We start from the raw sequence: 12,529 nt of genomic DNA, 5'->3' as shown, positions 1-12,529 counted from the left end.
TACTCCTTACTGTGTTATCTTGGTGCTCAAATCATAATCTGTATAAGTTTGGTTTAACCCCATATACTGTGCAATGATTTCCCTTGCTATCGGTGCAGCATATCCTCCGGACCCACCTTGGAAAAGTAAAACGGAAATCGCTATCTGCGGATCTTCAACCGGCGCAAGACATACAAACCATGCAAAGTTATCATAATCCGCCTTGTATGCGTCAATTCTTTCTTCAGTCACTTTTCCATCACTTAAAAGCATAACTGCTTGACGAACAGCATAATTTTTTGTTTGATATAAGTCGGGATATTCATCCATCAGACGGTACATTTCTTTTTCTACATCACTCCACTGTAACCGACTGGATATTCTTGGAAGATACTTCTTTATATATTCAACTTCATCCGGTGGATTAATCTTTCCGCCCCTTTCCGCAGTACCAGTCTTAGCTGCAACACTTACCGGAAAGTTAGAAAAAACAGCTCTTGCACTTCCCTGTGAACCCACTGCAACACGCCGCATTCCTTCAATCATATCATCAAAAATGGAATCATCTGTAACATTCATCTTTGTCCCAGATGCTTTTTCAACTGTTCCAGTACCTTCCACTCCTTTTACGACACTCACCTGATTTAAGACACCTTTATTCCCAAGAGTTGCAATATAATTTGCCATTTGAAGAGGAGTATATGAATTTTCCCCCTGCCCAATGGAAATAATTAATTCATCGCCGGTTGTAAACGTCGCCATATTATAATAATCAAACTTACACAACTGAGCAACAGTATCTTGCATTTCTTCTTTTAAGCCCATCTTTTTCATTCTTTTTAGAGTTTCAGAATAAGTCGGATTTTCCTCTGTCCAACTTACAATTTCATCTATATAAGTATTCAACAGTTCTTTATTCGAAATCGTTTCTTTTGTAAAATACAGTTCGGCTCGGCTAAACAATATATTGTGTAATGATCTTTTGGTGTTTTTCATTTTCCCTTCTGCCGTGGGCACCGAAGCAACCGTCTCTGATATTTCAATGCCGGTCGGCAGTCCCAGTCCGTACTGCTGTGCATATTCCATAATTTTTTCAATACCCATAGAACGATCTAAGCCCAGTGAAGTTCCCTTTGTATAGTCCTTATTGGATACCAAGTCATAAAAATAATAATTGCAAGATACCTCAATCGCCTCATACAAGTTTACAAGCCCGTGAGTTCTTTTATAGCGGTTCCATAAAAGGCACCCGTAAGTACTCTTTCCTAATGCAATATATCCGCCATCACGAAGTTTTCTTTGCGGGTCTAAACCACTTTCCAATGCAGCAGTTGCTGTGACCAGCTTAAAAGTTGAACCAGGCTGAACTGCAGTTCTTGCCGCTACATTAAATAAGGGTACCGGAGAAAGCGGATCACGTAAATTCTTTCCCTGCAAAGATTGCCAGTCTTCCTTTGAAATTCCTGTCGCAAATAAATTTGGATTAAAGTCAGGATAACTTGCCATCGCCAATACATTACCGGTTTTTAAATCCAATGCAACCACGGCACCTACATTTGCATTCGGATATGCGGTTCCGTATTTATAGTTACCCCATTTGCTTTGAAATGAACCGCCCCTTTGAATCGCAAGTAAAGCTTGCTCCAAAGCATTCTCTGCTGTTTTCTGAATATCTAAATCAATTGTGAGATAAACATCTTTTCCTTTTTCCGTTTTTGTATCGTTAATTACACGGGTTTGTTCACCATGCACATTTACTTCTACACTCTTAACTCCGTCTACACCTTTTAGATCCTCTTCATATTTTTTCTCTATACCGTCTTTTCCAACCATATCACTGAGACTGTATCCTTTTTCCATGTAGCTTTCTTTTTCACTTTCAGATATTTGCCCCAAATATCCGATTAAATGCGACGCTGTATTTTCATTCGGATAATAGCGGACTGATTCGGCAACGACATCAACTCCCAGCAGATCTGAGCTTCGCTCTTCAATGGTAATAATGGTCCGATCTGCTACATCCTTTGCGATGGTAGCCGGAATATAACGCCGATACCCTTGTGCTGCCAGCTCATTTCGAATCATCAAAATTTTTCTTGCCTGTGAATCTGAAATGGATGGGTCAATTTTGCATTTTTCGCGTAATGCATAGAAGGTCTCTTCTGCAGATAAATCATGTTTCAAATAATAGCGGTCCAAAAAACTATTTAATTCGAGCGTTTCTAAGAACTCCATATTTTTTACAGATATTGGCGGATAAACATTGTATACAGTCTGTAGCTGGGCTTGTGCCTCATATTCGTTCATGCCCTCGTCTATACTATTTCTTCTGCGAATTTCATTAAATGCCTGTTCTGCCGTAAAAGTAGTCGGCATTCCCTGTGCGATCAGCCATTCTTCAATGGTTCGATCGAAAGTGTAATAAAAACCGCCGTTTCCGTTCATCATGATCGGAAAGTTGTCTCGATATACCTCGCCGTTTTCTTCTAAAATTCCAATTAACTGCAAAGCTTCTTGATTAATCTCCTCATCACTCAATTCTCCGGCACTGAAATGCACTGTAAAACTTGGTTTGTTTCCAGCCAGCACTCTTCCATAGCGATCATAAATTTGACCGCGAGGTGCAACGGTGTAGAGCTTCTTAACACTTAAGCTTTTAGCTGCTTCAGCCCAAGTTCCTCCTTGAATAACCGTGAGAAAAAATAGCCGCATTAAAAGCATACTCATTAAGACGCATGTAACTAGTAATATTTGATTATTTCTTGATTTAATCCAATGATTCATAGAAAATCTCCATTAAACATACCGATCTTTTGGATTTTTTTCCAATGTTTTTCCAATAATTAAATAATAGAAAATCGTAAAGATATTATTATAAATAATAGAAATCGGCAATATTTTAGCCATATATAAAAAATGATAGTGCCCGTTAAATAAAAAGAAAACTCCCCAATATATTAAATAATAGCCCAATGTACTGCTTATCGTTATGAATAATATGGATAGCACATTATCCTGATACAATAATTTTTTTACATATAAAATGCTTAAGCCTATGGCGAAATAAGCCAAAGAAGCAATCCCTATTATTTCCCCAAAGCACAAGTCTTGTATTAGTCCAAACAATAAACCCCCCACAATACCAGGGTATTCATCATATAAGAAAGTCAAAACTATTACAAGACATAAAACTAAATTGGGTGTTACACCGAAAAAACTTAAATGATTTAATACAGTTGACTGCAATAAAAATGCAGCTAAAAAGAGTATAAATGAATGACCGTATTTCACGCCTCCGCCTCTCTATATTGATTAATTTGGAATAATAACGGTAACCTTTTGAATATTTTTAAAGTAGACGACTGGTTCTATTGTCAACGTTTTTAAGAGAGAATCTGTATCTAAAGTAACGCTGCTTATCTTTCCAATCGGAATCCCTTTCGGGTAGATACCGATGCCTGAAGTGAGAAGCATATCTCCCTCTCCGACCGTCGCCTCCGGATCTAACATATATCCTTTCAAACTTCCTTTTCCATCACCGGATAAGATTCCAAGAAGCTGCAAATTTCGTGATACCTGAAAACTAACATTGCTGTTTTCATCAATCAGCGATATAACCTTTGACCAGTGGCTTCCGACCTCCAGTACACGACCAATCAAGCCATCACCACCGACAACAATCGAATTCTTTATGACTCCTTCTTCTTTTCCTGCATTAATGGTAAATAGATTAAACCAGCTTGAACCATCTAAGGCAATTACATCCGCAGTGACATAGCCATACTCCCTCTCACCACCTACATAATTTAAACTGTTTGATAGCTCACGCAACTCCGCAAGCTCCAGCTCACTCAGTCGATTTTGTATAATCTGTTGATTCAATGTTGAGACTTCCTCTTTCAATTTTTCATTTTCCTTTGCAATTGACCGAAAACGAAAAATCCCAAAAATCCCATTGCTGACTCCATTCCCGGCACTGGAAATAGGTTCTTGTACCTTTGTAAGGCCTCCTTCAACTTTTTTCCCAAACCAAGAACTGTTTCCTTTATTTAAAAAGGACACCGCAATAATAACAATTAAAATTAAAAAGGCACCTATTATAATTGCAAGTCTCGTGTGCTCCCTAAACCACTTCACTGCTCTTCACTCCATTAATACTTTCTATTTCTGTATGCGTGTCGTTTTACCCCTTCGATGCTTCCCAAGCTTTTTCCCGTTCCTTCGGCAACCGCCTCTAAAGCATTTTCTGCAACTGTTACATGCATACCAGTACTATAATTAATGAGCCTGTCTAAACCACGAAGCAAGGAACCACCTCCAGTTAGTACCAAACCATTATTAACAATGTCTGCGGCCAATTCAGGTGGTGCTTTCTCCAGTGTAGTCTTAATTCCTTCAATCAACGTGCCGATTGGCTCTTCCAATGCATTCATAATATCCGAAGACGTTACGTTGATAGTTTTTGGCAAACCACTGATAATATCTCGCCCTCTTGCTTCCATAGATATATTCTCTGTTTCCTCATCAGGAAATACACAGCCGACTGTCTTCTTTATTTCTTCGGCAGTTTTTTCTCCAATCAGAAGGTTAAAATTCTTTCTCATATAAGCTACGATTGCTTCATCCATTTTATCACCGGCAAATCGTAAAGATGTGCTCTCAACGATACCACCTAAAGCAATAATGGCAATATCTGAAGTTCCTCCTCCAACATCAGCAACCATACAGCCATTTGCTGCATCTACATCAAGACCCGAGCCAATAGCTGCTGCCATTGGTTCATCCAAGATATATACATCCTTTGCTCCCATCTGGCGTATGACCTCTTCCACCGCTCGCTTTTCCACCTCTGTCACACCGGAAGGCACCCCTACAACTACACGAATTTGTGTAAATGCCGAGCGCTGCGCTACAGCCTTATTTAAATATTCCTTAAGCATGGTCTGTGTCATTACAAAGTCAGAAATCACGCCATCCTGCAAAGGGCGGACAACGCGTATATGCTTCGGTGCCCTTCCAAGCATTTCTTTTGCTTCATGCCCAGTTGCCAAAACTTGATGTGTACTTTCATCCATTGCAATTACAGATGGCTCATCTAATATAATTCCCTTATTTTTTGAATAAATCAACGTATTTGCCGTTCCTAGATCAATTCCTAAATCCTGTGAAAAAAATCTAAAATTCATTGTCATTTTCCCCCTATATATTTTGCATTTTTTTGCAAATTTAAAGCAAGCCTTTTTCTTTTAAACTAATGTAGACGCCATCGCCGATGATTAAATGATCCACTACAGAAATTCCCAATAATTTCCCTGCCTCCACTAAACGTACTGTCACATTCAAATCATTTTGGCTTGGTTTCGGGTTTCCACTGGGATGATTGTGAACGACAATCATGGAAGAAGCACTTTTTTTAATCGCAGAACAAAAAATCTCACGTGGATGAACGATTGAGCTGTTTAAATTTCCTATAGATGCATCTTCCATCCCTATGATTTCATTTTTAGTATTTAATAGTAAAACTCGAAAAAATTCTTTTTTTAAGTAACGCAATTCTTCCATAAAAAGCGCTGCAACCTCGTCAGGCGAACCAATACGAAGTCGTTTACCTCTTGGTTGGGTTGCAATTCGCTTCCCAAGTGCAATCCCAGCAACAATCTGACACGATTTTGCCATACCAATCCCTTTAATTGCACACAAATCCTGCGGTAAACAATGCCCTAAAAAAGAAATTCCATCTTTTTCAAGAGATATAATCCTTGCTGCTAATGATAATGCCGTTGTATTTCTTGTCCCACTGCCAATTAAAATAGACAGCAACTCAACATTAGATAGAGAAAAAACACCATACTTCATCATTTTTTCACGCGGACGTTCCTCTTGCGGCATTTCTTTTATTGTGATTGAACCTTTTAATTTCTCTTGTTTCACACTGAATCTCCTTCCTTAATCAGGAAAGAAACCTCTCATTACAGTTCCCCAAAACCGAGAATATCTAATTCCTTCAGAATACGCTTCCACGGAAATCCAACTACATTATCATAATCTCCTATAAACGCATCAATATACCTAGAAAAGCTGCCTTGTATAGCATAAGCTCCCGCTTTATCCCATGCCTCGCCACTTTCTATATAATTTATAATATCCTGATCGGAATATTTTTTAAAAATGACCTCCGTTGATTCATAGAAAACTCTTCTATTTGTTGTGTTTACTTCTACGATCGCGACTCCGGTTAGAACAGAATGCTTTTGATCTCGTAAGGATTTTAATATTCGAACAGCATCTTCATAGTCCTTTGGCTTCCCAATAGTTTCGTCCTTATATACCAAAGTATCCGCTGCTAAAATGATCCCTTCTCGACATTTTTCTTCCACATGAAGTGCCTTTTTTAAGGCAAGATACATGACTGACTGACAGGCATTGATATCTTTCGGAAGTGTTTCATCTACTTCCGGTTTCATTATCTGTGGAAAAATACCATGTTTTTGCATCATCTCTATTCTTCTAGGTGAACCAGAAGCTAGAATCATCTTGGATTTCATTCTTATTCCTCATTGTGTATCATTTTTTTGTACATTTTGTCAAACTATGCGTACATATCATTGTAGCATTTTGAGTTGCTTAATACAAGGTATAAACGTGTGAAAAAACATGAATTAATATAAGAACATTCTTATAAAAAACGTTAAGCCGATATGCTGACAAAGAGCCTAAAAAAGATGGTTGTATATAATGAATTAAGCAAACTATTGCATTGAATGTGAGGTAAAAACTGCACATATTATTGCAAAAACAAAGGTGATTACTCACGGAACGCAGGACAAATTGGAATGCCTGCGTCAAAAGCTGCAAATAGATCAACCGATTGATTGCCGGATGTGTTAATCAAAGGATTAATATCATACCAGGTAAATCATAAAAATACTTTTACCTGACATTTCTTTTTCCTGACAGGCACTATTTTCCATTTCCTTTCATATACTTCTAACATTGACCGACAATTTAGGAAAGGGGAATCACAGAATGAGCCTATCGTTAATCCTCACCTCTCTGCTGCTATCTAATCCCCTGGTATTGCTTTCCTCCTATGTTTCTATGGGCAATTCCTTTCCTCAACCTTTAACTGATAAAGAAGAAGCTTACTATTTAAAGCTTTATGAATCAGGAGACAAGGAAGCGAAAAACATTTTAGTGGAACGCAATCTCAGATTAGTAGCTCACATTGCAAAAAAATACGGCAACACAGGAAAAAACCCAGATGACTTAATTTCAATCGGTACAATCGGATTGATCAAAGCTGTAAATACATATAAAATAGGCAAATCAGTACGCCTAGCTACATATGCAGCTAAATGCATTGAAAATGAAATCCTAATGTCCATCCGAAGTAACAAAAAAGCAAGAGTCGAAATTTCCTTGAATGATCCAATTGGAACTGACAAGGATGGCAATGAAATTAGCTTTAATGATATTTTAGGTACTGATGCCGATGCCATTTTAGATGATATTGATAATAAAATACAGGTCAAGAAATTATATACTGCAATTACCGATCTTTTAAAGGACCGGGAACGCAGCGTCATCATTAAGCGCTTTGGTTTGTCCGGTCAGGGCTGTAAAACCCAGCGTGAAGTGGCAAAAGAGCTTGGTATTTCCCGCTCCTATGTATCCCGCATTGAAAAAAAAGCTATTTCAAAATTAAAAGAAGCGTTTTCTGACGAATTGGAACTTTAAACGGAAGTATGAGATAAGCCTTGCAAATTTTTAAGACTTATCTCGTTTCTTCCGAACCATCTTTACTCGTTGAAAGCAACAAATTCTCTGCTATCTCTTTGAATATCGGAACAGCAGATGCTCTGCCAGAGCCTCCCTGCTCTACAAATACCGTAATTGTATATAGAGGGTGTTGTGCCGGAATAAATCCAGTGAACCAGCCATGCACTACTCTTTCTCCATTATCTGCTGCTTCCGCTGATCCTGTCTTTCCACCAGCTGATAAATCTCCCAAATTATTTGCAGTTCCATATTTTGCAGTATCAATCATAAATCGTTGCAAAATCTCCGCCGTTTCCCGGGAAATACATTGCTGAATTTCTGTCTTGGGAAATAGTTCTTGTTTTCCATTTGTTACGATTCCCCGAACCAATTGAAGCCCTGTACACGCTCCGTCATTAGCAATAATCTGTGTCATCTTCGCAACCTGCATCGGTGTAACCAGTAAAGTTCCCTGTCCGATGGACAAGTTCCCAATACCAGCTCCCTGTGCATCTTGCAGTGAAGGAAGATTTCCCGCCTTTTCTGAAGAATAGCCTGTCAATGTTTTTTCATTAAAGCCAAACAAACGAGCCATATCTAAAATAGTCTGCCCACCTAGTTGCTTTCCGATTTGAATAAAGGTTGCATTGCAGGATTTAGCAAATGCATCTTCAAATGAAATCTCACCATGCCCTGTTTCACCTCCGCTTGCACATTTGATAGATATTCCACCCAAATCTTCATGTCCAATACAAGTGAAAACCGTATCCGGACTTATCCCATTTTCCAAAGCAGCAGCGGCAACAACCATTTTAAATACAGACCCCGGTGGGTATTGCCCTTGTGTTGCATGATTCATTAATTCCTTTCCTTTGCTTCTAAGATATTCTTCTACTTTATTGGGATCGAAGGTGGGACTGCTTGCAGCAGCTAAAACAGCTCCATTTCTTACATCTGTAATAATAATTGTGCCATCTAAGCCACTTTTCCTTAATACCGATTCCGCCTTTTTCTGCACTGGCAAATCGATTGTTGTCAAAAGTCCGACTTCTTTTCCGGTTGTTCCATGAATCCCTTGCCCCGGGATGATATAACCACTTCCATCCCCCACAGAATAAATACTCTTTTCTTGCTGAGAAAGATAATCATCATAGTCCTTTTCTAATCCGCAAACTCCATTCCCATCTGCACCATTCAAATAACCTATTAAATGGACCGCAGGCTGTTCATCGCTATAGCGCTGCTTCGTCTTCATTATAAATGCGCCATATTCTTTTTCCAATTTTTTTGATTCCTCTTTATAAAAAGTATCGCAGCGATAAACATAATATCGGAAATTATCACTGCGAATAGCTTTTGCATTCATTCTATTTAACAACTTCTTGCTTTCAGCCGTCACACTTTCCTTTCGAATAATATATACATACTCTTCCACTGCATCTGTAATCGGATTTTGATTGCGATCATAGATGACACCACGTTTGTCAACACCTTCGATCATAATTCTATGCTGACGGTTAATGACAGATACATATTGTCCTTGATCGATTAATTGTATCCAAGTCAGTTTAACGGCCAGTCCAAATAAACATAGAAAAAAAAACACGATGCAAATCATCAGACGCTGCTTCTGCTTGTCTTCCCTTTTATTCTCTTTCTTCTTCTTTATGCTTGTATTCTTTTGATTAGAACCTTTTTTCATATTATTTCTCACAATACTTCTTTACATTTCACTACTTTTTCTTCTATATAAAATTTTTTCCAAAGAGTAGAGATTTTATGCCTGTGAAAACAATAACATTGAAATAAGAAAAAAAAAGCTCTATAATTATGAATATTAGAACAGCGTTTGATTGGAGGATATCATGGCAATAATAAGACCGTTTGAAGCAATACGACCCGCAGCAGCGTTTGCAAATCAAGTAATATCGCTTCCCTACGATGTAATGAATCGTTCGGAAGCCGCAGAGATGGCATCTGGAAATCCTTATAGCTTTTTACATGTCTGCCGTTCAGAAATTGACTTGCCTGAATGCAACGATCCTTATAGTGAGGAAGTATATAAAAAAGCGAAACAGAATATCTCAGAACTATTAACAAAAAAGATTCTTCTACGAGAAGAAAAACCGATGTTTTATATTTACCGCCAAACGATGGACGGCCGTATGCAAACGGGACTCGTTGCTTGTGTATCAGTTGATGACTATCAAAATAATATCATCAAAAAGCATGAATTTACCCGCATAGAGAAGGAATTGGATCGTATTCGTCACTTTGATATTTGCAATGCAAATACGGAACCAGTTTTTCTTACCTATCGAAGAAAAACGGCAATTGATGAAGTAATCCAGGAATGGACACAAATCCATAACCCTGAATACGACTTTTTAACAAAAGACGGAATTGGTCACATTCTTTGGAAGATCGATGAAGAAGCAACTCTCCGCTTCCTCATGGAACAATTTAATCAAATTCCTTCGCTCTATATTGCAGATGGCCACCACCGCTCCGCCTCAGCCGTCAAGGTTGGTTTGAAACGAAGAGAAGAATCTCCCAACTTTACAGGAGAAGAAGAATTTAATTTTTATATGGCAGTCATCTTTCCGGATGAAGACCTAAAGATTTATGACTATAACCGTGTCATTAAGGATTTAAATGGATATTCAAAGGAACAATTTCTCAAAAAACTATCATTCCATTTTGAAGTAACTCCCGCACAGGAAACTCCGTATGTTCCGGATGAAAAGCATACTTTCTCCATGTTTCTTGATAATGTCTGGTATAAGCTAGCCGCTAAAAACTCGATTCTGTCAGAAGATATTATTGAAGGCTTAGATGTATCCATACTGCAAAACAATGTATTGGACCCACTCTTAGGGATTAAAGACCCTCGTACTGACAAACGAATTGATTTTGTTGGTGGGATTCGCGGACTAAAAGAACTGGAACGGCGTTGCCAGACGGATATGCAGATTGCTTTTGCCTTATATCCGGTTTCTATTTCGGATCTCTTAAGCGTTTCAGATGAGGGAAAGGTCATGCCTCCTAAATCAACTTGGTTTGAGCCAAAGCTTGGGAGTGGATTATTTATGCATGAGTTATAAAGAAATATCTCTAATAGAAAAACCTTGATAAAAAAGGTGAAACCATTTACGGGTTTCACCTTTTTTATTTAATTGATTGAATAATCGTTTCAACCACTTCTTCAATTGTCATTTCCGTCGTGTCAATTTCTAAAGCGCCCTTTGCTTTACGTAAAGGATTGATTGTTCTAGTCGCATCATTAAAATCTCTCTGAATCATTTCATCTTCCACTTGTTTCAATGAGATTTCTTCACCCTTGTCCTTCATTTCTTTCCAACGGCGCAATGCTCGTTCTCTTATAGAGGCGGTAAGGAATACTTTATATTCTGCATCGGATAAAACATTTGTACCAATATCTCGTCCATCCATAATGATGCTTTTTTCTCCTGCCATCTTTCGCTGCAGTTCTACAAGCTTTTCTCTCACCTCCGGTAAAGCCGAGAAGGAAGACGCCATTTTTGCGACCTCCGGAGTACGGATTTTATTACTGATGCAAATCCCATCCAAAAAAATATCCGTTCCTCGAAAATCAATTTCGGTACGGCTCAGTATTTCCCTTATCCGATTTGTTTCTCCTCTCGATATGCCCTCACAGATCATTTTATATCCCACAGCACGGTACATCGCACCTGTATCAATATATTCAATTTCAAGCTTTTTTGCAACCTTTTTTGCAATGGTGCTCTTTCCGGAACCGGAAGGACCATCCACTGCAATTTTAAACGCCTTCTTCATATTTTTTAATCGCATCCTTTCCATCCTTACCATGGCTAAGCAACTTTTCAATTTCCGCAACAAAAGTGTTGACATCCTTAAACTGACGATATACCGAAGCAAATCGAACATATGCAACTTCATCTAAATCTTTTAAGTGTTCCATTATCACTTCTCCGATGATTTTGCTCTCAATTTCTTTTTCCATCATATTATTCAAGCCCCGCTCGATCTCATTGACAATGTTTTCAATGGATGCAATCGAAACGGGCCTTTTCTCACAAGCCTTTATAATTCCATTCATTACTTTATTACGATCAAACGCCTCACGGCTGCCATCTTTTTTTACAACCATGAAAAAAACAGCTTCCACTTTTTCATAAGTAGTAAATCGTTTTCCGCAATTGTCGCATTCCCTTCTGCGCCGAATAGCATGTCCTTCCTCTGTCGGCCTAGAATCGATTACACGTGTATCTGCATTTTCACAAAATGGGCATCTCATAGGTCTTTCCCCCTCTACCGGCAGTCTGACTGCCTTCCTTGCGATTCATGTATTACCTAGATTTTACCGATTTATACTGGTTTATGCAAGGCTTTTCTTTTATCAGTCTTCTAAATCCCCGTTTTCTGTAAAATCTTCCATATTTATATTAATTCCTTTATTTTTCTTAGAAGAGGTATAAATAAATTCTTCTTCAAATCCAGCACTGACATCAACTAATATCACATCATCACCGATTCTTTTAATATCTTTCCATTTAATTACCTGCTCGTCATTGCGTCCAAAAAATGAAAAAAAGCTACGCTGCATAGGTACGATAATGCCTTCTATGGTCCCCTTTTCTAAATTTACTTCCAAATCCTCCACAAAACCCAGGCTCTTTCCATCATAGATATTAATCACTTCTTTTTGTTTAATGTCTTGTGTACTTATCATATTAGCATCCTCCCTATTCGGTCAACATATTTAAACTTTCTTCTTACTCATTTTCTT

Annotated in this window: 12 protein-coding genes; 2 read left to right on the top strand and 10 right to left on the bottom strand. The window is 38.3% G+C overall.

From position 1 onward, the window contains the following. Positions 1-6: 6 nt before the first annotated feature. The 6 genes from U5921_RS11245 to U5921_RS11220 are packed head-to-tail and all read right to left on the bottom strand — an operon-like array spanning position 7 to position 6,524. Positions 7-2,763, bottom strand: a complete 2,757-nt coding sequence (locus U5921_RS11245) for a penicillin-binding transpeptidase domain-containing protein (protein WP_324823379.1) — start codon at positions 2,761-2,763, stop codon at positions 7-9. A gap of 12 nt (positions 2,764-2,775) precedes the next feature. Continuing rightward, positions 2,776-3,270, bottom strand: coding sequence for a rod shape-determining protein MreD (mreD, locus tag U5921_RS11240; protein ID WP_324823377.1), 495 nt, complete (start codon positions 3,268-3,270; stop codon positions 2,776-2,778). 21 nt (positions 3,271-3,291) lie between these two features. Further along, the gene (mreC, locus tag U5921_RS11235) at positions 3,292-4,116 is read right to left on the bottom strand and encodes a rod shape-determining protein MreC (RefSeq protein WP_324823375.1); all 825 of its coding nucleotides are present in this window, start codon (positions 4,114-4,116) and stop codon (positions 3,292-3,294) included. A 14-nt stretch (positions 4,117-4,130) separates the two neighbouring features. Further along, positions 4,131-5,165: a rod shape-determining protein gene (locus U5921_RS11230; protein ID WP_417765009.1), complete on the bottom strand. Its 1,035-nt coding sequence runs from the start codon at positions 5,163-5,165 to the stop codon at positions 4,131-4,133. Positions 5,166-5,205: 40 nt separating this feature from the next. Then, complete coding sequence (gene radC / locus U5921_RS11225) at positions 5,206-5,910, bottom strand: RadC family protein (protein ID WP_324823372.1); 705 nt, start codon at positions 5,908-5,910, stop codon at positions 5,206-5,208. Positions 5,911-5,948: 38 nt separating this feature from the next. Next, positions 5,949-6,524, bottom strand: coding sequence for a Maf family protein (locus U5921_RS11220; RefSeq protein WP_324823371.1), 576 nt, complete (start codon positions 6,522-6,524; stop codon positions 5,949-5,951). A gap of 481 nt (positions 6,525-7,005) precedes the next feature. Here U5921_RS11220 and sigK point away from each other — a divergent pair, with 481 nt between their 5' ends. Then, on the top strand, positions 7,006-7,716 hold the full coding sequence (sigK, locus tag U5921_RS11215) for an RNA polymerase sporulation sigma factor SigK (protein ID WP_324823369.1): 711 nt from the start codon (positions 7,006-7,008) through the stop codon (positions 7,714-7,716). Positions 7,717-7,753: 37 nt separating this feature from the next. Here sigK and U5921_RS11210 read toward each other — a convergent pair whose 3' ends face one another. Continuing rightward, positions 7,754-9,439, bottom strand: a complete 1,686-nt coding sequence (locus tag U5921_RS11210) for a penicillin-binding protein 2 (protein WP_324823367.1) — start codon at positions 9,437-9,439, stop codon at positions 7,754-7,756. A gap of 163 nt (positions 9,440-9,602) precedes the next feature. On the opposite strand from U5921_RS11210, the gene U5921_RS11205 reads away from it, so the two are divergent. After that, entirely contained in the window at positions 9,603-10,841 is a 1,239-nt protein-coding gene (locus tag U5921_RS11205; RefSeq protein ID WP_324823365.1) for a DUF1015 domain-containing protein, read from the top strand. Between the two features lie 64 nt (positions 10,842-10,905). On the opposite strand, the gene cmk is transcribed toward U5921_RS11205, so the two are convergent. From cmk to U5921_RS11190, 3 genes are all read right to left on the bottom strand, one after another. Continuing rightward, positions 10,906-11,571 carry a (d)CMP kinase gene (gene cmk / locus U5921_RS11200; protein ID WP_324823363.1) on the bottom strand — a complete coding sequence of 222 codons (666 nt, stop codon included), beginning with the start codon at positions 11,569-11,571 and terminating at the stop codon, positions 10,906-10,908. After that, positions 11,540-12,037: a transcriptional regulator NrdR gene (nrdR, locus tag U5921_RS11195; RefSeq protein ID WP_324823361.1), complete on the bottom strand. Its 498-nt coding sequence runs from the start codon at positions 12,035-12,037 to the stop codon at positions 11,540-11,542. The genes cmk and nrdR overlap by 32 nt, the downstream gene beginning before the upstream one ends. Positions 12,038-12,139: 102 nt before the next feature. Continuing rightward, entirely contained in the window at positions 12,140-12,472 is a 333-nt protein-coding gene (locus U5921_RS11190) for a YlmC/YmxH family sporulation protein (protein WP_324823359.1), read from the bottom strand. Positions 12,473-12,529: the final 57 nt, after the last annotated feature.

Origin of the sequence: Sinanaerobacter sp. ZZT-01, assembly GCF_035621135.1 — a bacterium.
GTDB lineage: Bacteria > Bacillota > Clostridia > Peptostreptococcales > Anaerovoracaceae > IOR16.
This window is presented reverse-complemented; position numbering and strand designations above follow the sequence as displayed.

Bases quoted from the DNA above. Each gene is read 5' to 3' on its own strand.
- cmk (WP_324823363.1), bottom strand. From the start codon at position 11,571: ATGCGATTAAAAAATATGAAGAAGGCGTTTAAAATTGCAGTGGATGGT.
- U5921_RS11190 (WP_324823359.1), bottom strand. From the start codon at position 12,472: ATGATAAGTACACAAGACATTAAACAAAAAGAAGTGATTAATATCTAT.
- U5921_RS11220 (WP_324823371.1), bottom strand. From the start codon at position 6,524: ATGAAATCCAAGATGATTCTAGCTTCTGGTTCACCTAGAAGAATAGAG.
- sigK (WP_324823369.1), top strand. From the start codon at position 7,006: ATGAGCCTATCGTTAATCCTCACCTCTCTGCTGCTATCTAATCCCCTG.
- U5921_RS11205 (WP_324823365.1), top strand. From the start codon at position 9,603: ATGGCAATAATAAGACCGTTTGAAGCAATACGACCCGCAGCAGCGTTT.
- nrdR (WP_324823361.1), bottom strand. From the start codon at position 12,037: ATGAGATGCCCATTTTGTGAAAATGCAGATACACGTGTAATCGATTCT.
- U5921_RS11230 (WP_417765009.1), bottom strand. From the start codon at position 5,165: ATGAATTTTAGATTTTTTTCACAGGATTTAGGAATTGATCTAGGAACG.
- U5921_RS11210 (WP_324823367.1), bottom strand. From the start codon at position 9,439: ATGAAAAAAGGTTCTAATCAAAAGAATACAAGCATAAAGAAGAAGAAA.
- U5921_RS11245 (WP_324823379.1), bottom strand. From the start codon at position 2,763: ATGAATCATTGGATTAAATCAAGAAATAATCAAATATTACTAGTTACA.